This window comes from Nostoc sp., assembly GCF_036919495.1.
Classification (GTDB): domain Bacteria; phylum Cyanobacteriota; class Cyanobacteriia; order Cyanobacteriales; family Nostocaceae; genus Nostoc.
Window position 1 is genome coordinate 175,338 of the sequence record NZ_JBALBZ010000079.1, and the last position, 18,589, is coordinate 193,926.

General features: G+C 42.5%; 20 protein-coding genes. 10 read left to right on the forward strand and 10 right to left on the reverse strand.

The window, feature by feature from the left end:
- Positions 1-27 precede the first annotated feature (27 nt).
- From V7K25_RS11365 to V7K25_RS11375, 3 genes are all read left to right on the forward strand, one after another.
- Positions 28-1,155 (forward strand): acyltransferase family protein, encoded by a 1,128-nt coding sequence (locus tag V7K25_RS11365; protein ID WP_335157885.1) that lies wholly within the window; start codon positions 28-30, stop codon positions 1,153-1,155.
- Positions 1,156-1,306: 151 nt separating this feature from the next.
- Positions 1,307-2,008, forward strand: coding sequence for a CAP domain-containing protein (locus V7K25_RS11370; RefSeq protein ID WP_335157887.1), 702 nt, complete (start codon positions 1,307-1,309; stop codon positions 2,006-2,008).
- Between the two features lie 341 nt (positions 2,009-2,349).
- Positions 2,350-3,072, forward strand: coding sequence for a CAP domain-containing protein (locus V7K25_RS11375; protein WP_335157889.1), 723 nt, complete (start codon positions 2,350-2,352; stop codon positions 3,070-3,072).
- A gap of 128 nt (positions 3,073-3,200) precedes the next feature.
- Here the strand turns inward: V7K25_RS11375 and V7K25_RS11380 are convergent, their stop codons facing one another.
- Both V7K25_RS11380 and V7K25_RS11385 read right to left on the reverse strand, forming a co-directional pair.
- Positions 3,201-4,583 carry a carotenoid oxygenase family protein gene (locus V7K25_RS11380; RefSeq protein ID WP_335157891.1) on the reverse strand — a complete coding sequence of 461 codons (1,383 nt, stop codon included), beginning with the start codon at positions 4,581-4,583 and terminating at the stop codon, positions 3,201-3,203.
- A 196-nt stretch (positions 4,584-4,779) separates the two neighbouring features.
- Positions 4,780-5,346 (reverse strand): PadR family transcriptional regulator, encoded by a 567-nt coding sequence (locus V7K25_RS11385; RefSeq protein WP_335157893.1) that lies wholly within the window; start codon positions 5,344-5,346, stop codon positions 4,780-4,782.
- Positions 5,347-5,746: 400 nt separating this feature from the next.
- Between V7K25_RS11385 and V7K25_RS11390 the strand changes: the two genes are divergently transcribed.
- Positions 5,747-6,160: a hypothetical protein gene (locus tag V7K25_RS11390; protein WP_335157895.1), complete on the forward strand. Its 414-nt coding sequence runs from the start codon at positions 5,747-5,749 to the stop codon at positions 6,158-6,160.
- Here V7K25_RS11390 and V7K25_RS11395 read toward each other — a convergent pair.
- Positions 6,157-6,306 (reverse strand): hypothetical protein, encoded by a 150-nt coding sequence (locus V7K25_RS11395; protein ID WP_335157897.1) that lies wholly within the window; start codon positions 6,304-6,306, stop codon positions 6,157-6,159. The genes V7K25_RS11390 and V7K25_RS11395 overlap by 4 nt on opposite strands.
- A 42-nt stretch (positions 6,307-6,348) precedes the next feature.
- Here V7K25_RS11395 and V7K25_RS11400 point away from each other — a divergent pair, with 42 nt between their 5' ends.
- Positions 6,349-6,501 (forward strand): hypothetical protein, encoded by a 153-nt coding sequence (locus V7K25_RS11400; protein WP_335157899.1) that lies wholly within the window; start codon positions 6,349-6,351, stop codon positions 6,499-6,501.
- Positions 6,502-6,958: 457 nt separating this feature from the next.
- Here V7K25_RS11400 and V7K25_RS11405 read toward each other — a convergent pair whose 3' ends face one another.
- The 4 genes from V7K25_RS11405 to rplU all read right to left on the reverse strand — a co-directional run bounded on the left by V7K25_RS11405 (position 6,959) and on the right by rplU (position 10,046).
- Positions 6,959-8,158, reverse strand: coding sequence for an NADH:flavin oxidoreductase/NADH oxidase (locus V7K25_RS11405; protein ID WP_335157901.1), 1,200 nt, complete (start codon positions 8,156-8,158; stop codon positions 6,959-6,961).
- Between the two features lie 229 nt (positions 8,159-8,387).
- On the reverse strand, positions 8,388-9,104 hold the full coding sequence (locus V7K25_RS11410; protein ID WP_335157903.1) for a molybdopterin-dependent oxidoreductase: 717 nt from the start codon (positions 9,102-9,104) through the stop codon (positions 8,388-8,390).
- A gap of 210 nt (positions 9,105-9,314) precedes the next feature.
- Complete coding sequence (gene rpmA, locus V7K25_RS11415) at positions 9,315-9,611, reverse strand: 50S ribosomal protein L27 (protein WP_099099325.1); 297 nt, start codon at positions 9,609-9,611, stop codon at positions 9,315-9,317.
- A gap of 27 nt (positions 9,612-9,638) precedes the next feature.
- Positions 9,639-10,046, reverse strand: a complete 408-nt coding sequence (rplU, locus tag V7K25_RS11420; RefSeq protein WP_100903193.1) for a 50S ribosomal protein L21 — start codon at positions 10,044-10,046, stop codon at positions 9,639-9,641.
- Positions 10,047-10,499: 453 nt separating this feature from the next.
- Here rplU and V7K25_RS11425 point away from each other — a divergent pair, with 453 nt between their 5' ends.
- Both V7K25_RS11425 and V7K25_RS11430 read left to right on the forward strand, forming a co-directional pair.
- The gene (locus V7K25_RS11425; protein WP_335157907.1) at positions 10,500-10,733 is read left to right on the forward strand and encodes a Nif11-like leader peptide family natural product precursor; all 234 of its coding nucleotides are present in this window, start codon (positions 10,500-10,502) and stop codon (positions 10,731-10,733) included.
- Positions 10,734-10,964: 231 nt separating this feature from the next.
- Complete coding sequence (locus V7K25_RS11430) at positions 10,965-12,053, forward strand: nucleotidyltransferase domain-containing protein (protein ID WP_335157909.1); 1,089 nt, start codon at positions 10,965-10,967, stop codon at positions 12,051-12,053.
- Between the two features lie 68 nt (positions 12,054-12,121).
- Here V7K25_RS11430 and V7K25_RS11435 read toward each other — a convergent pair whose 3' ends face one another.
- The gene (locus V7K25_RS11435; RefSeq protein ID WP_100901737.1) at positions 12,122-12,418 is read right to left on the reverse strand and encodes a hypothetical protein; all 297 of its coding nucleotides are present in this window, start codon (positions 12,416-12,418) and stop codon (positions 12,122-12,124) included.
- Between the two features lie 106 nt (positions 12,419-12,524).
- Complete coding sequence (gene bchI, locus V7K25_RS11440) at positions 12,525-13,649, reverse strand: magnesium chelatase ATPase subunit I (RefSeq protein ID WP_335157911.1); 1,125 nt, start codon at positions 13,647-13,649, stop codon at positions 12,525-12,527.
- A gap of 392 nt (positions 13,650-14,041) precedes the next feature.
- Between bchI and V7K25_RS11445 the strand changes: the two genes are divergently transcribed.
- Entirely contained in the window at positions 14,042-15,238 is a 1,197-nt protein-coding gene (locus V7K25_RS11445; protein ID WP_442948080.1) for a glycoside hydrolase family 10 protein, read from the forward strand.
- A gap of 263 nt (positions 15,239-15,501) precedes the next feature.
- Complete coding sequence (locus tag V7K25_RS11450; RefSeq protein ID WP_335157915.1) at positions 15,502-15,735, forward strand: hypothetical protein; 234 nt, start codon at positions 15,502-15,504, stop codon at positions 15,733-15,735.
- 281 nt (positions 15,736-16,016) lie between these two features.
- On the opposite strand, the gene V7K25_RS11455 is transcribed toward V7K25_RS11450, so the two are convergent.
- Complete coding sequence (locus tag V7K25_RS11455) at positions 16,017-16,754, reverse strand: Ycf66 family protein (protein WP_335157917.1); 738 nt, start codon at positions 16,752-16,754, stop codon at positions 16,017-16,019.
- A 215-nt stretch (positions 16,755-16,969) separates the two neighbouring features.
- Between V7K25_RS11455 and gndA the strand changes: the two genes are divergently transcribed.
- Positions 16,970-18,400 carry an NADP-dependent phosphogluconate dehydrogenase gene (gene gndA, locus V7K25_RS11460; protein WP_335157918.1) on the forward strand — a complete coding sequence of 477 codons (1,431 nt, stop codon included), beginning with the start codon at positions 16,970-16,972 and terminating at the stop codon, positions 18,398-18,400.
- The last annotated feature ends 189 nt before the right edge of the window (positions 18,401-18,589 follow it).

The window sequence follows — 18,589 nt, forward strand, 5'->3', positions numbered from 1 at the left end:
ATACTTATGTAACAGAAAATTCCGCTTATGCGCCTGACTTCACTGGATATTTTTCGCGGCATTACCATCGCTGCGATGATTCTCGTCAATATGGCGGGAGTCGCAGATGATGTATATCCTCTCTTAGCACACGCCGATTGGCACGGTTGCACACCAACTGATTTGGTATTTCCTTTCTTTCTCTTTATTGTTGGTGTAGCAATGACTTTCTCGCTGTCAAAATACACCGAAGATAACAAACCAACCTCAACTGTTTACTGGCGCATCTTACGCCGCGCTGCAATTCTCTTTGCCTTGGGATTACTACTAAATGGCTTTTGGAATCAAGGTGTTTGGACTTTTGACTTGAGTAGTATCCGCATTATGGGAGTGTTGCAGCGCATTAGCATTACCTATCTGCTGGCTTCCTTAATAGTTCTCAACCTCCCGCGTAAAGGTCAATGGATACTGGCCGCTGTTTTACTTATCGGCTACTGGCTAATAATGATGTACGTACCAGTGCCAGAATATGGCGCGGGAGTTTTGACACGGGAAGGTAATTTTGGCGCTTATATTGACCGTTTGATTATTCCTAAAGCACATCTATATAAAGGTGATGGTTTCAACTTTATGGGAGATCCAGAGGGACTGTTCAGTACTATTCCTGCGATAGTAAGTGTCCTCGCTGGCTACTTCACCGGTCAATGGATACGCAGTCAACCTGTACAGTCACGCACAAGTATCGGGTTAGCATTATTTGGAGTTGGTTGTTTAATTATCGGTTGGGCGTGGGGGTGGACATTCCCCATTAACAAAAAGCTGTGGACAAGTTCTTATGTAGTATTTACAACAGGTTGGGCGTTACTGTTGCTAGCCGCTTGTTATGAACTCATTGAAGTACGGCTGATACGTCGCTGGAGTAAACCTTTTGAAATTATGGGCTTAAATGCGATCTCACTTTTCGTTCCATCTGTTTTATTGATTAAAATCTTAGTGAAAACCACTATTGGTACAGGTAAAGACGCTCCCAGTACCTACAATTGGATTTACCAGAATTTTTTCGCATCTTGGGCGGGAGTTTTGAATGGTTCCCTGCTATTTGCCATAGTCACCGTGTTGTTGTGGTGGGCTGTTGGTGTTCTGATGTATCGGCAACGCTGGTTTTTGAAAGTGTAAATTTGCAAGCAGGCATCAGAAAATGAAAAAATTTTTGTTGTTATTTACATTTTAGTGTTATCGAGGTTACAAGATGCCACAGAAGGGTTTGCAGATTTATTTTGTCTAATTCACTCAAACTATTAATCCACAGAAAATTGTGAGGTAATGGATGCGTCGCCTTAAATTTTGGGTATTTTTGCCAATTGGGTTGATATTTGGCTGCTCAGACCAACTGTTTCAATCTAATCGGTCTGTAGCCTACTCTAACCCAGCAGTAGTTCCACAAACTAGTCCGACTTTATCAAAAGTGAGTTACCTTTCATCGTTGGAACAAGAGGTAATTGTTGAAACAAATAAGGTACGAACAAATCCTAAGTCATATCTCCCGATTTTAGAAAACTATAGAAAGCGCTTTGAGGGAAACCTAGTAAACGTTTCTAATAATACTTATTGGCAAACTCAAGAAGGAGTCAAAGCAGTTGATGAGGCGATCGCATTTTTGAAATCAGCACCTCCTGTGGGAGCATTGAGTCCATCTAAGGGTATGTCTTTAGGAGCAAAAGACCATGTTAAAGACCAAGGGACAAAAGGTGCTACAGGTCATGATGGTAGCGATGGTAGTACCCCTTTTACTCGCATCAACCGCTATGGTAGATGGCAAACAACCGCAGGCGAAAATATCATTTATGGCTATAACACTGCTCAAGATATCGTCATGCAATTAATTATTGATGATAGTGTGCGCGATCGCAGTCATCGAAACAACATTTTTAATGGCGCTTTTAAAGTGTCTGGTGTTGCTTATGGAACTCACAAAGTATATAGAACAATTTGTGTAATTGATTACGCTGATGGGTATAGGGATAAATAATCGCACTTGGGGAGTGGCGACAAATATCTAAGGTTCTGAATTATTGTACTTACAAAGCAGGCATAATAAATTAAAAATTTTTTTGTGCTTTACGTTTCAGTGTTAGCTAGGTTACAACAAGTATTAAGTAAGCCTTTTTTAACACTCAAGGAACAAAGACGATCCCAGCATTATCTATACTATTGATCAACTCATTTCCGTTCTTGCTAGAGGAATGATCCAAGATTCTGATGTTTGACAATTCTGAATAAAGAAGCGTCTACAAACTTCTGTGTGTGTTGAAAATTATTATTTCTTCTAATTCACTAAATTAATCCTTAGAAAAAATTGTGAGGTAATGAATGCATCGCATTAAATTTTGGGTACTTTTGCCAGTAGCCCTGATATTCGGTTGCTCAAATAAACTGTTGCAATCTAACCCATCTGTGGCAAACTCTAACCCAGCAGTAGTTAAACCTAGCAGTCCAACTTTATTAGCAAAGGCGAGTTATCTTTCACCACTAGAACAACAGGTAATTGTTGAAACAAATAAGGTACGAACAAATCCTAAGTCATATCTCCCGATTTTGGCAAACTATAGAAAGCGCTTTGAGGGGAACCGAGTCAAAACTTCTAATAATAGCTATTTGCAAACTCAAGAAGGAGTCAAAGCAGTTGATGAAGCGATCGCATTTTTGAAATCAGCACGTCCTGTAGGGGCGTTGAGTGCATCAAAGGGTATGTCTTTAGGAGCAAAAGACCATGTTAAAGACCAAGGCCCAAAAGGTGCTCTAGGTCATGATGGTAGCGATGGTAGCAACCCCTTTAATCGCATCAACCGCTATGGTAGATGGCAAACAACCGCAGGCGAAAATATCAGCTATGGCCCAAACACCGCCCAAGATATCGTCATGCAGTTAATTATTGATGATGGTGTGCGCGATCGCGGTCATAGAACAAACATTTTTAACGGCGCTTTTAAAGTGTCTGGTGTTGCTTATGGAACTCACAAATTATATAGAACAATTTGTGTAATTGACTACGCTGGAGGGTATCAGGAAAAACCTAAACGTGAGTTCCACTAACCTCTCCCTGCTTTCAACTAAAGTTCAAGTCTGTCCCTCTCCGACTCGGAGAGGGACAGGTTTTGCGTAGCAGAACCAGGGAGAGGTCTTTTTATAATAATTGCTGACGTAAAAGCGAAATGATCGACTTATTCCCCTGCAACCCAGGTACCATGAAATCCATAAGGCACTCGTTGAGGAATTATCACCCGCGCTACAGGTTCAGCAGTTACATCTTGGGCATTCACCACTACTAATTCTGAAGTATCTGAACCCTCATCGTGGACGAAAGTCATAAGCCAACCATCATCCTCAGCCGTTGCACCAGGACGCGGCACAAACACAGCTTCACTGCCATACCGTCCCTGTCCGTGTTGGTGGATTTGGGACTTTCCACTGCTGAAGTCGTACTTAATAATACCTTCAAATAAAGCTACGGGAGTGTACGTTATTTTGTTAGTGTAGGCATATCGGTTTTGTCGCCCCAATAGGTTTTCGTTGACGCGGGGAAATTCTGAAACTACATCATCCAACATTTCTTCGCGCACTGTCCCGGTGCTAAGGTTAAATCGCCACCTATACAAGCGGGGAATATCTGCATCTGGGTCGGGTTGCAAATCACTAGAAATCAAAACAGTAGTAGAACTCATGCGACAAGCAATCAGCACTACTTCGTCTCCCTCTTCGTAGGCATTGAGGGTATGGAAGACGTAGCAAGAGGGACTTTCAAACCATCGAATATTACTGTTGTTACCGTGACGTGGTACGATGCCGAAGCGACTAGAGCGATCGCGCTCAAACATCATTACAGGTTCTCCCCGTTGCGCTCTTTCTGGGTTAATAGTCAACGGCAAATCCATAAAAATGGTGTAGTTTTCAGTAATGGCGAAATCGTGCATCATCACCCCCATTGGCAGGTCAATTGGCACTGTCCACAACAGTTCGCCTTGTGCTGAAACCAGACTATATTGCAGGTAAGGAGGCGCAAAGAAAGAGTAGCCAAAGAAGATCATTTCACCTGTAACCGGGTCTACTTTGGGATGGGCTGTGAAGGCAGAAACCAGCTTGCCATTATAGCTATACTCGCCAATAGTATCTAATTCAGGAAGCTTGATGGCGTGAGGTTTACCCCCCTCATTCAGCGCCAACATCTGACCCGCGTGCCACACTAAAGCAGTGTTGGCAGTATTTTTGTAAGCACCGTGAGGATTATCCCTTTTTGGTGGTTCTAACAACCCACTCCAGAGAGCTTTACCTGCAACTCGTTCTTTTTTCCATCCGGCTGTCTGGACGTAACGGTTACGATAGGTAGCTACGCCGTTGCTAATTTGCACACCATGTAACATCCCATCCCCATCAAACCAATGATATTCACCGATGGGTTTCCATTGAGGGTTAGGGCCATTTCGGACAAACATCCCCGATAAGTCAAGGGGTAGTTCACCGATGACTGGCAATTTGTCTGTGGTGATTTCTTCACGGACTGGAGCAAAATTGCGATCGAGATAAGGATTGACTGCTATTGTTACCATTGCCTTGATTTATCAGAGTTACACAAAAACGAGCTAGAGCCAACGGCTTCCTCTTTTTGAGATGCTAGCGCAAAGGTTCTGGTGAAAACGCCCTATACTATAATTTTAAGCCTGTGGACGTATCTAAACAGAAGATAACCAATCATCCTAAAGAAAACGGTTGAAACAGGTATTCCCGTTTTAGTGCTAGGGAGTGTCAAAGAATCTGATAATTTGATGCGTAAGGCTTTTCGTGACTGATAACATTGAGCGCTATCTTCAACCAATCAATATAAGTCTGTTCTCTTCGGATCACCAACTCCAGCACCAGCCTTTGCATTACTTGCTCACGGTTGGCAGACTCATCACCAAGTGATGGCAAATCGATGATTTCACATTCAGCAAGCTTTTTGCTTCGAGCCGCTAATTGTTGCTCTAGTAGGTAAATAATAGTTTCATTGGGCAACTGATCTGCAAAATGCAACTGGACTAGCATTGGTTCTCGGATAGTTGGCAAAAGCTGATGAGTCCCAAGCCATCGGGCAAATTCGGCTTTCCCTAGCTCCGTTACGCTGTAGACTTTGCGGTTGGGGCGATCGCGCCCAATCTCAATTGTACAGGTAATCCAGCCTTGCTCAACTAGCTTATCGAGAGTTCTGTAAATTTGTGCCTGGTCTGCTGGCCACAAATGGGCAATGCATTGATCAAAGCAGCTCGTTTTGAGGTCATAGCCCGTCATTTCCTGCTGCTGAAGAAGACCTAGAATTACGTATGCTAGCGACATTAAGACAGTTTTCCCATAATTGATATTTTCTCGATAGGTTCCAGACTATGTACTTCTTATAAGTTTATGCTAATATATGAGTAATCAAATATAAGATACAACAGTTATAAAAAGATATGTTGATTGTCATGCGTCTTAACAAGGAAACCGAATACATGAACTGAGGTTGAGCAGATAGCTAATGATGCTGTTTGCACAAGACAGTGAGGAAGTGGCGATGTATGTTGAGTACCGCTCCCGTATACCTGCGGGGATCTTGCTACGCCATCATTGGATATGCTCCTCATCGCTAGCGTATCACTGAACAAACTAGTTGTTCGCTACAGTCTATTCGTGATGAATACTGACGCAGCAATCATTTAAGCCATTCAAGACTATCGTAACGAAAGGATGGGTAACATTGACTTCTAACACACTTTCAGAAAGAATACGTCAACATCAATATCTGCGTGATTTACGAAATAAATTACTCCACCTTCATAAGATGTTGTTGGATACAGAACGCATTGCCTACGAACAGGTTAGTGGACGAGTATCAAGCGGAGAACTACTTCAGCTAGTTATCGCTCATGAACAATTTGCTTGGCTACATCGCATTTCCGAGATGGTTGTGCAAGTTGATGAAATGCTCGAAGCAGATGAACCGATAGCAATGGAGGATTTTGAAAAGTTGATTGCTGATGTCCGCACGTTGATTATACCGTTAGAGACGGGCAATACCTTCGAGAGAAAGTATTACAACGCTCTCCAGCGCGAACCTGCTGCTGTGTTGGCACATGCAGAAATATCAAGATTTCTCACGTCTAAGGTTTAAGGTAGCCCTGTCAAGGTGACATGGCAAGACTTGGGGCTTAAGCCCCAAGTTATTAAGTTTTTTTGTTTGGCTTCTATCCCTTGGTCTTTGGTAGAATCAGCAGCAAGTGCTAGCTCTTTGGAATTTGACTTTAAAGTTAACTGCACTGTTTTAGTTGGGGGCAAATCATCCGAATACAATAACCTTTCGTGAAAGTCTGGAATACTTGCGGCGGAATCGTCAGCCTTGATTCAGGAAAATGGTTGCTTTTGTCTGGCATTGGTTTCAGTAATTTAGGTAATCTGCATCGGTTGCATTACCCGTCTGAGATTGAAATCCCAGAGATTGAAATCCCAGTCTAATAGCTTAACTCCTCTAAAGAGGACTAATACTAATTCTGTATGAAGATGCGCTAAACCATATTAGGACTGAACTATAAGGAAGAAAAACGAACCGCATTCGCGCAGCGTCTCGTTAGATAAGGGCGCATAGACACGAAGTGGCTTCCCGCAGGGTAGGACACAAAGAAAGACAGAAACAAAGAAAATTTGGCGCAGCCTCACAAAGAAATGGTATAAGCCATTTTTTGAGATTAATTGCAGTCCACTTGAGTGGAGTTAGGCTATTAGCCCGGTACTTTGAGTGCTGGGCGGGATAGGGAGCTAATTAAGATACATTAATGAGCCTCTGAACTCCGTGAACGAGTCTTTTAGCTCCGTTAATAAGTCTTTTAATTATCATCTGCGGTTAAACACAAGTTAATTGCGATCGCAGCTTGGCAATCTCAAACTTTACCATTGCGATCGCAACACCTGCCGTTTAGATTTCTTTCCCCTGTCTCCGTTGTTTAACTGCATACCCATAGGGCAAAGCCCAGTTAGGTTCTTCATCCAAGTGGGAACGGGCATGAATCGACCAATATGGATCGCGGAGCATTTCTCGACCGATGAGAACCAAATCCGCACATCCACGAGTAATTACTTGGTTGGCATACTCAGCCTCCTTGATCATTCCCACAGCCCCTGTCCTAATGCCAGCCTCTTCTCGGATTTTGGCAGCAAAAGGCACTTGATAACCTGTCTGCACGGGAATTCTGGCATGAGGGACTAAGCCTCCTGTGGAAACATCGATTAAATCAACGCCTAATTCCTTTAGTTCACGGGATAATATAACTGATTGCTTGAGATCCCAACCTCCCTCTACCCAGTCGGTAGCAGAGAGGCGCACAAAAAGCGGCATCCCGCTTGGCAAAATCTCTCGGATTCTTCTTGTTACCTCCAGTAACAAACGCATTCGGTTTTCTAACGAACCTCCGTAACGATCTGTTCGTTGATTACTTAGCGGCGAAAGAAAGGAATGCAGTAGATATCCATGAGCCGCGTGGATTTCGATAATCTGAAAGCCCGCTTGAACGGCACGCTGCGCTGTGGCAACGAAGGCTTCAATCACCTCTTCAATCCCACCCTCATCGAGGGGTATGGGAACGGGGCCGCCCTCTTGAAACGGAATTGGGCTTGGCCCAATTACAGGCCAACCACCTTGTTCAGGTGTTAACGGTGTACCACCCAGCCAGGGAAGATTGCAACTCGCCTTCCGGCCAGCATGGGCTAATTGAATCCCTGCGATCGCTCCTTGCTCACGAAGAAAGCGGACAATGCGAGCTAGTGGCTCAATGTGCATGTCGTCCCAAAGACCAAGATCGCCGGGGGTGATTCGTCCTTGGGCTGTTACGGCTGTCGCTTCCACTATAATCAGGTGAGTGCCTCCAGTAGCCCGACTCCCCAAATGGACAAAGTGCCAATCATTTGCAAATCCATCCTCTGCCGAATATTGACACATTGGTGACATCGCTATGCGATCGGGTAGAGTGATATCTCGAATTTTCAATGGACTAAACAAGTCTACTTCCGGTACATCCGAGTCGTGCAGACTTGTTGATTGACAACCGGGGGAATCTATGAATTCTAATTCGGTCTGGGCTGGAGATGATGGCAAGGTACTTAATTTCTCTGTAGTCATGCTGTTACTTTTCTGTGCTTTGTGGACTAAAACCCGTGTCCTTTGTTAGTTCGGCAAAATCAATTCCAGATAAGGAGTTTCAGATATTGGGTGTCTGATTTTTTGTCACTTCCCAAACGATTTTTAACTAATTCCCATAATTCCCCATCCCTCTATAGTGTAGAGATGTAAGGAACTTCCAAATAAAATAAACATCCTATTGCAAACAGACAAGGTAAAATTTTCTCCTTTATAATCCAGCAAACCACTCATAGCCCTGATCCTCCCAATAGCCTTTAGTAGGTAACAAATTGCTGACGAATGTAATTTGAGTTACCCACTTACTTTGCTTGTAGCCCAGTTTAATTGGGGATGCTAAACGCATGGGCGCACCATTATCAACTGATAAAGGTTGTCCATTCTTTTGATAAGCCATGAGAGTTTGGGGATGTACAGCAGAAGCAATATCCCAGCTTTCATAGTAGCCATCAGCAGATTTAAAGTAGACATAGCGGACGTTTGACTTCGGCTGTACCAGTGCTACTAAGTCTCGTAATCGCACACCTCCCCATTGAGCGATCGCAGCCCAGCCTTCAACACAGACATGGCGAATTACCATTGAAGTCAAGGGAAGTTTTTGAATATCTGCCATACTCAATTGCATCGGGTTACTAACCTCGCCATCAATCTTCAGGCGAAATTGCGCTGGATCAATTTGCGGCGTGAAGTCAAAGGTATTAATCAGCAATTTGTCTGGTTCTATGGCACTAACAGGAAATTCTGGTACTAGTTTTTGACTTAGCAGGAGTGCTTCAAGACTTTGATTTAGTGGCTCAGATATTTGCCGCAGATTATCTGAGAACAAATTTGTCCCACAGCCACCTAAAAGAAAGCCTAACCCTGAAAGTCCAGATACTTGCAGTAATCGGCGACGGGATAGGGTGCGTTTGGGAAGAATCAGACTCATAAGTACCTCTACAGGAACATAGACTTAACTAGACGGATGCTTCCTATCTTCAGGGCAAGTAATATTTTGTTATTGAAGAATATCTGCGCTTTGATGCTCATGATACTAATCTATGGCCAACAGAGGAACAAAGCGACTTTTAAGCAATTGCTGGGATATGCGATCGCTAACTAGCAATTAGGGTGGGTAATCAGTGCCCACCCTAACACTCTAACTTGCTACTGCCTCAGCAGGGGCTGCCTCAGCAGCAGTTATGGGTAAATAAACACTAACTTTTTTACGGGTTTTGCCCTTTCTCTCAAACATTACAACACCGTCGATTAAGGCAAACAGAGTGTCATCGCTACCAATACCGACATTGTTACCAGGGTGAAATTTTGTGCCGCGCTGACGCACGAGAATGTTTCCTGCACGTACAACTTGACCGCCATAACGCTTGACACCCAGACGTTGGGCATTAGAATCACGACCGTTGCGTGTACTACCTGTTCCTTTCTTATGAGCCATGATTTCCTCTTGTGTATCTTCTTATTATTATTCAGCAGCAGTTTCAACTTCTTCAGCAGGAGTCTCATCTAAAACGGGGGTTTCCTTCTCCGTTTCTCCTTCAAAAGCAAATACTTCACCGTTAAGGGTGATGGAGTCAATCATAAGTCTGGTAATTTCCTGACGATGCCCCCGCTTTTTACGGGTTTTCTTTTTAGGCTTCATCTTGTATACCAGAACTTTACGACCTCTGTAATGTCGCATTACAGTCCCTTCTACAGTTGCACCTGTCACTAGTGGCTGTCCAATGGTGACTTCACCATCGTGCTGCACGAGTAATACGGAGTCTATTGTAACTTTTTCATCTGGTTCGATCGCAAGCAGTTCAATATCGTAAAACCGGCCTGGCTCTACTCGTATTTGTTTGCCGCCAGTTTCAATAATCGCGTAGGTCATGGAATCGTCCTTGAGGTTGCCGTACAGGTAGCTGGTTTTTATCTCGTGTAGAGAAGCTTTTGCCAGCTTTTGTAATATGTCTACCTGATCCGAGCAGGAATTAGACAGACAATCTAATATAGTATTTTATGAACAGGTGTCAAGTCAAGCTTTTATTTGCCAAAAGTTGTCATAACTGAATCACTCACGCAAAGAATGTAAAATGCATTGATAATTCAAAATCAATGTTCTTTAGTTAAATACTGCTTCCATCTTAGGGCTGAGTTTTATAAATTAACATAAATATTTAGAGTAGAACTTATATTTTCTTATCAGAATCTACACATTTTTCTTCTTTGTTTTAAAATTAAACTTACACTCTTAAATTGTAAGGTTCTTCACAAAATTTAGTGATTCCACAGGAGTCAAATTACTACATTCAAACCTGATATTTAAAACAGGAGATGGACTGTCATGACACAGCAAAATGCTACCCGACTTTTTAAAGCTGTAAAACAAGATCAAGCATTACAGCAAAGACTCAAAGCAACAGCTAATCCAGAAGCCTTCGTCAAGATTGCTCAAGAGCGCGGCTATGATTTCAGCGTCGAAGAACTGGAGAGTGAAATCAGCAAATTGTCTGAAGAAGATTTAGCCGCAATTGTTAATCCAGGATGGGGAAATAGACGGCACATTAATCCTAGATAATTCCTGTTCTAGAAAAGCGAAAATATAGGAACAACTAAATTGACAAGTTTTGCTCCTTAAGGGGATATCGTTGCATCATCTCCTTTAGGGGCATTTTTGTTAAACTAAGCAACTTTTGGTATTAGTCATTGGGTATGGGGATTATTATTCTTCTGCTCCTCTGCATCCCCATTGCCCACTTCCCACCTGCTTAACTCATGAGTTAGGATGACTATATTTTAATCAGGTGATATGGAAAGAATAGAAGTTGAGCAAAGAACTATTTTAATTGGTTTAGCAGGTAGCCACGGCTATGGTTTAAATCGTCCTGATTCAGACTTTGATTATCGGGGAGTATTTATCGCACCCAAAAGGTATTACTTGGGATTTGATAATATAGAACAAAAAGATTCTGGTTGGGATGAACCAGGAATATTTCCCTTCGTTGATGGCAACAAAGACACAGTTATATATGAATTAAGAAAAATTCTTCAGTTATTAGCAGGCGCGAATCCCAATGTTTTAGAATTGCTATGGTTAGCTAACTATCCTTTTGTAAACGCAGTCGGACAGCATTTAATTAATCATAAACAGTTATTTTTGAGTAAGAAAGTAAAACATACTTACACTGGTTATGCTTTTGCCCAAATCAAAAAGATGGAAACTCATCGTAAATGGTTGTTAAAGCCACCGCAAAAAAAACCGATACCATCTGATTTCGCCATAGAAGACGAAGCACCCCTCAGCAAAGATGAACTAAATGCTTTTCTGGAATATCTTTATAACTTAATCAGAGGAAGGATTGAGTTTTTGGAAGAAGCGGAAAAATTATATCAATTGCTGACGGCAGATATTGATTTTAAAGGCGTGTTGAAACAATACACTTTGTCAGATGAAACTTTGGAATATACCCAAAAGTTAACTAATAGCCGTAAAGATTTTATCCGCCTGCTTCAGAAAAGCCAAAGTTATCAAATAGCTTTAAGAGAATGGAAAGCCTACTTATCTTGGCAGGAAAATAGAAATCCGGCTAGAGCAGAAATGGAAAGAAAATCGGGTTTTGACCTCAAACATGGGATGCACTGCATTAGATTGTTACGCAGTGGAGTAGAAATATTGCGGCGAGGTGAAGTGGTTGTAGATAGGAGAATAGCTGGTGATTTTGAGGATTTAAAAGCTATTTTAAAAGGTGAGTATTCTTATGAAGAAGTGATGAAAAAGGCAGAAGATTTGGTGGCTGAAATGGAAATTGTTTACGAACAATCTGCCCTACCTCACAAACCTGATTTAGAGAAAATTAATGAGTTGTGTATGGAATTGGTAGAAATGCAAAATTGGTAAGTTGTTGGGCATTGGGCATGGGAAATTGTTGATTAAGTTTCTTCTCATTCCCTATTCCCCACTCCCCATTAAAGAGCATACATTAAATCAGCAAAACCATAGAGGCTGATGATGAGCAATAGCGATGCTGTTAATTGGGTAATTCGCGTCTGGGGTGAGGGCGCGATCGCTTCTCGCACTAAGATAGAAATAGATGCCCCAACTACTAAGCTCAAGCCTAAAATTAAATATGGTCTATCAGGTAAAATACTGGCTATTGCCAGCATAGCGATCGCTAATAAGAGCATCAATAATTCTACAAACCTGGGCGGGTTGTATTGGCTAGATAGAACAAAGCTGTTAAACCAAAAAGACCAAAATCTCATAGTCAATGTTGAGTGCTAAATGTTGAGTTAGACTCTGCCAATTTTAGATTTTGAATTTTCGATTTTGGATTGAAGGAAAAATCCAAAATCTAAAATCCAAAATTAATTAACTCCTAGCCCCTAATTTTTGACCTGTGCCGTTTTTTTGTGCAACATCACTTTCTGGTAGTTCTACACCAAAAACGCGGCTAAAAACTTTGGCGACTTTGTAGCCAGAATCAATCGATTCTAAGGGGTCTTTCCGCAGCCTGTGACGCAAGCATAGCGTAATTACACGATGGATATCATCAACTGTAACTTCATTGCGTCCTTCATAAGCTGTTAAGGCTTTGGCGGCGCGGTTACTAACAATGTCACCCCGCAAACCATCTACATCCAGTTCTGAGCAGACTTCAGAAATTTTTACCCGTAGTTCATAGTCAATTTTCACTTCTGGCAAAAGCTGTTGAGCATTGACAATTTGCTCTTGCAGTGCTTCTTGCTGGGGTTTGTAATTTTCGAGAAAGACTGGAGGATTTTGGTCAAAATCTGCCCGTTGTTCCACGATTTGCACCCGCAAGGCTGGTTCTTTTACGGTGTGAATTTCTGCGTGCATCCCAAAGCGATCGAGCAATTGCGGGCGTAGTTCGCCTTCTTCCGGGTTTCCAGAACCCACAAGAACAAAACGCGCAGGGTGACGGATAGAAATACCTTCTCGTTCTACAGTGTTCCATCCACTGGCGGCGGAATCTAGTAGCACATCTACGAGGTGGTCATCTAGTAAGTTGACTTCATCTACATAAAGAATGCCCCGGTTAGCCTTTGCCAGCAGTCCCGGTTCAAAAGCTTTGACACCTTCAGATAAAGCTTTCTCAATGTCGATTGTGCCACAAACTCGGTCTTCTGTAGCTCCTAGCGGCAGGTCTACCATTTGGACTTTTTTGTGAGCTACAGGAATTTCCGCCCCTTGTTCTAAGAGTTGGCGAACTTCATCGCTCATCAAGTCGGGGTCGCTAGGATCGCTACTGAAGGGGTCATTGGCAACCACAGAAATTTCTGGCAGCAGATCAGCCAGCGCCCGGATAGTTGTGGATTTACCGGTGCCGCGATCGCCCATGATCATTACACCACCAATTTTGGGGTCAATCACGTTCAATAGGAGCGCCAGTTTCATTTCTTCCTGGCCCACGATTGCCGTAAAAGGAAATACCACGCGACGCGCACTTGCCGTGGATTGAGCAGTTGGACTCACTAAATTACCTTAACAATATTTTTCTTATTACAGTTTTCTATTGTGACACAGGTGGGGTGTGGGGGAGTGAGAAGATCGGGGGCAGGGGGAGATGAGGGAGATGAGGGACAAGAATTAATAACCAATGCCCAATGCCCAATGCCCAATGTCCAATACCCCATTCCCCATACCAACCAATATCTATTGGGCACAAATGCCTACTAGCTGCGTCAACTATCTTAATTTGTCTGTTTTAGTTTTTCTGGTGCAAAAGTTCCATAAGTAGGGAACGAACAACTACCAACTCATGAATTCAATACTAAGCATAAATACTTGTAGACTATATGGTTAGTAGATTCAATCATAAAAACGAGCAATGGCATGTGTGGGTAGTTAATGCATCATTCAAATTTATGAAATCATCTTTTATTGTTCAAAGTTGGCGGCGACTACTCAAGTTTATTTTTCCAATTCTCATTTTAATATCCTTTTTTACTGTATTGTTGGTGGACAGTTTCACTCCTGCGATCGCACAGATACCCCGTCAGGAAATTCGCGGGGTTTGGATGACCACTAATGATTTTGACACCCTCAAAAATCGGGACAAAGTGCAGGATGCGGTGAGTGAATTACGACGGCTGAACTTCAACACAATTTATCCTGTGGTGTGGAATTCTGGCTATGTGATGTATCCTAGTGCGATCGCACAACGTGCAGGTATTCAACCTTTTGTCTACAAAGGTTTAGATGGACATGATATTCTCGCAGACCTGATTACCCAAGCCCATCGCAAAGGATTGTTAGTAATTCCCTGGTTTGAGTTTGGTTTCATGGCTCCCCCAACCTCAGAATTGGCAGTTAATTATCCTGATTGGTTCACACAAAAGCGGGATGGTAGCCAAACTTCGATTAGTGCGGCTGGTGAGGTGATGTGGCTCAATCCGTTCCATCCAAAAGTGCAACAGTTTATCACTAATCTTGTGCTAGAAACTGTTACCCAATATGATGCCGATGGCATTCAGTTTGACGATCACATGAGTTTGCCTCACGAATTTGGCTACGACCAATATACAGTTGCTTTGTACACCAAAGAAACGAAGAATCCTCCGCCAAGTAATTCCCAAGATGCGGCATGGATAAAGTGGCGGGCAGATAAAATTACGGCGTTCATGGTACAACTTAACCAAGCTGTAAAGCAGAGAAAACCCCAGGCGATTTTCTCTGTTTCTCCTAATTACTATGATTTGGCTTACAAGTTTCACTTGCAAGATTGGCTGAGTTGGATGCGGCAGAATATTGTGGATGAGTTAATTGTGCAAATTTATCGTCCGAATCTGCAAAGTTTTATTGCTAATATTTCCCGCCCAGAAATTCAAGAAGCCCAACAAATAATTCCAACTGGAATTGGCATTATGACAGGGTTAAGAAATAATCCAGTTCCCATGCAGCAAATTAAGTCTCAGGTGCGGGCTGCCCAAGAACGCGGTTTAGGCGTAACTTTCTTTTATTATGAAAGTCTTTGGAACGATGCCCTAGAACCTTTAAACGAGCGCCAAGCTGGATTTGCAACTTTCTTTCGATCTCCCGCACTCCGCGCCAAAATTGAATGAACGTGAGTTTGACGAAGCTAATAAGATTCACTTTCAGACCTTACCTTTGCGTAAGTCCTGAAAGTAATTGCAAGCGTTGGCAGAGGCTCTTGAAGAGAAGCAAAGTAATCTCGTCAAAATTGGGATTGCTTTACTAGTGGGACTTAGACAAAAAATACCCCAAAAATATCTTCAAATCTATATACAGTCTCAAGCCTCATCTATAATTACTTTCAGCATGGACATGGAACGAGGATTTTGATTTACTAGAAAATTTCAAAACTTTGAAAGAAGAACTAGAAGAATTCGGATTCTCTGAAGTAGGTGAAGATTGTGACTTAATATTAAGATGTACAGCAGCTATTCTCAAAAAGGAAACTACTCCGGAAAGCTTATTAGAATTGAGCGGACAACAAATAAGAGGAGCTTTTCCAAAAGTTAGGAATGGAATTTTTGGAGCAATTTATTTTATGAGAAAACAGTTAAAAGTGACTGCTCTCAAAAACCTTATATGTTAAAATGATGCCAAAGTGAGATATTTTAAAAGATATTTTATACAGAGCTTTATGTACATGAGATACCTTCGATGATAACTTCAACGCTTTTATAGAAAAAAGAATAGAATTACTTGTCAATTTTACTAAAAAGTTAATTCAAAATTAATACTTGGAGTCAAGTAGACAATAGAAGCAATTTATTAATTGCTTCTATAATTAGCCTTTATGTCACTCGAATGAAAACCGCTAAGAGTTGAGTTAAACCCAACATTATATTAGGTTAACACTGAGTTTCACTGCATTCAACTACCTTGATTAGGCGGTATTTCTTCAGGTGGTGCTTCCGCCGGGGGAGCGAGTACCGCATCCGGGGCAATTTCTTCTACGGGAATGGGTTGCTTCTCCTCAATTTCAAAGTCTGGTTGCGCTGCTTCCACCAATTCAGGAGATGGGGGATGTGGTGGAATCGCTTCCGGTACACTCTCGGTTTTGGCTTCGGTGTCAGTAGTAACTGTCTCCTCTGCTGGTTTTTCTGGTATGGCAGTAGTTTTGTCGATAATCTCAACAGTAGGTTTCTCTGCTATTACAGAGGTAATGTTTTCAGGTTTAGGGGTTGTGGGTGTTTTTTTACTCCCAGTCTGTTGCACCTTGTCTTTCACCCCACTGAAGGTGCTACCAAGACCTTTTTGCAACTGGCCCAGCCGTTCCTGAAGGGAGAACTTATTTACTTGTTCCTGAATGCCAGTTTTCACCGTCTCAGGACTGGGTACTTGGGTTTGTTGTGCCTGGGGGGCCAGTTGGCGACGTAATGATAGAGTTTGCCAGCCAAACCAAACCAAAAGAGCCACACTAGCCACATGGCCTAGCAACAAACCCCCAGTAATGCGTGGTGCAAACACCCATAAGACTAAAGCATAGAAAAGTCCTACACCACTCCAGATAAAGTCATTCTTGCGGTGGATTTCTGGAAAAAAGAAAGCTGCTATATAAATAGCTAAACTACCAAGACCGACCACTAAAGCTAGGACAAATGCCAGCATTATTTGGTTACTCCTTACTGCGTCCTTTGACTATTTAAATTTTGCAAATTTTGCAAGTCAATTGTTGATTTAGATACAAATTAAAATTAATTATCCGTGTTAGTTGTGGATTTTTGTCATTTATTCAAGTCTTAAGGTCTTCTTTAGGAGAGAAGGGAAAATATCGGACTACCCTTAAAGTAAAAGGATCTGCAAGAGTTAGCCAGAAATTTTTTATGACACTACAAAGCTTTGGTGTGATTGGATTAGCCGTTATGGGTGAGAACATCGCTCTAAACGTGGAGCGCAATGGCTTCCCAATTGCAGTTTACAACCGCTCCCGCGAAAAAACGGATGCGTTTATGGCGCAGCGCGCGCCAGGAAGGAACGTCAAAGCCGCCTTTACTTTAGAAGAATTCGTTGCCTTATTGGAACGTCCCCGCAAAATTCTAGTAATGGTGCAAGCTGGTAAGCCAGTGGATGCGGTGATTGCTCAACTCAAACCCTTGTTAGACGAAGGCGATATCATTATCGACGGTGGCAACTCTTGGTTTGAAGATACGGAACGCCGCACTCAGGAATTAGAACCGGCTGGGCTTCGGTATCTTGGTATGGGTGTCAGTGGTGGTGAAGAAGGGGCGCTAAATGGCCCATCTCTGATGCCTGGAGGTACAACAAGCTCTTACGAGTTTCTATCACCCATTTTCAACAAAATTGCTGCCCAAGTCGATGATGGCCCTTGTGTAACCTATATTGGCCCTGGTGGTTCTGGCCACTATGTCAAAATGGTACACAACGGTATTGAGTATGGCGATATGCAGCTAATTGCTGAAGCCTACGACTTGCTGAAAAATGTCGCTGGATTAGACCATAATCAGCTACATGAGGTGTTTGCTGAATGGAACACCACCGATGAACTCGATTCATTTTTGATTGAGATTACGAAGAATATCTTCCCATATCTTGACCCAGAAACAAATAAACCCCTGGTGGATTTGATTGTTGACGCAGCCGGTCAAAAGGGAACTGGACGCTGGACTGTGCAAACTGCGTTGGAATTGGGAGTTGCTATTCCCACAATTACAGCAGCAGTTAATGCCCGGATTATCTCTTCTATTAAAGAGGAGCGGGTTGCAGCATCTAAAGTCCTCACAGGCCCCAGTGGCAAGTATGACGGGCAAACTAAGGACTTTATCAACAAAGTCCGTGATGCTCTCTATTGCTCAAAAATCTGTTCTTATGCTCAAGGGATGGCGTTGCTATCCACAGCTTCAAAAACATATAACTGGAATTTGGATTTGGGCGAAATGGCGCGGATTTGGAAAGGTGGTTGTATTATTCGCGCTCGCTTCTTGAACAAGATTAAAAAGGCTTTTAGCGAAAATCCAGCTTTGCCTAACTTGCTGTTAGCTCCCGAATTTAAGCAGACAATTCTCGACAGACAGACTGCTTGGCGGGAAGTGATTGCGACAGCTGCAACAGTGGGAATTCCAGTACCTGCATTTAGCGCATCCTTGGATTATTTTGACAGCTATCGCCGCGATCGCTTGCCCCAAAATCTAACTCAAGCACAACGCGACTACTTCGGCGCACATACCTACCTGCGTCTTGATAAGCCCGGAAGTTTCCACACCGAATGGGTACCTATTGCTGAAGCTAAAAAGTAAACTTTCACACATCTACATCAGGATATTGTGAAAAGTTAAAAAGTTTCAAAATACAGTTTTAAGGGTGACTCTGAGTTTCAGAGTCACTTTCTTTTTACTGGAGTTTAGACTAAAAGCGATAAGAGAGAACGCAAATCAAAAGGAATTAGAGGTTAAAAATATTCTCAAGTCAGCCTTAAAGCATCCTGA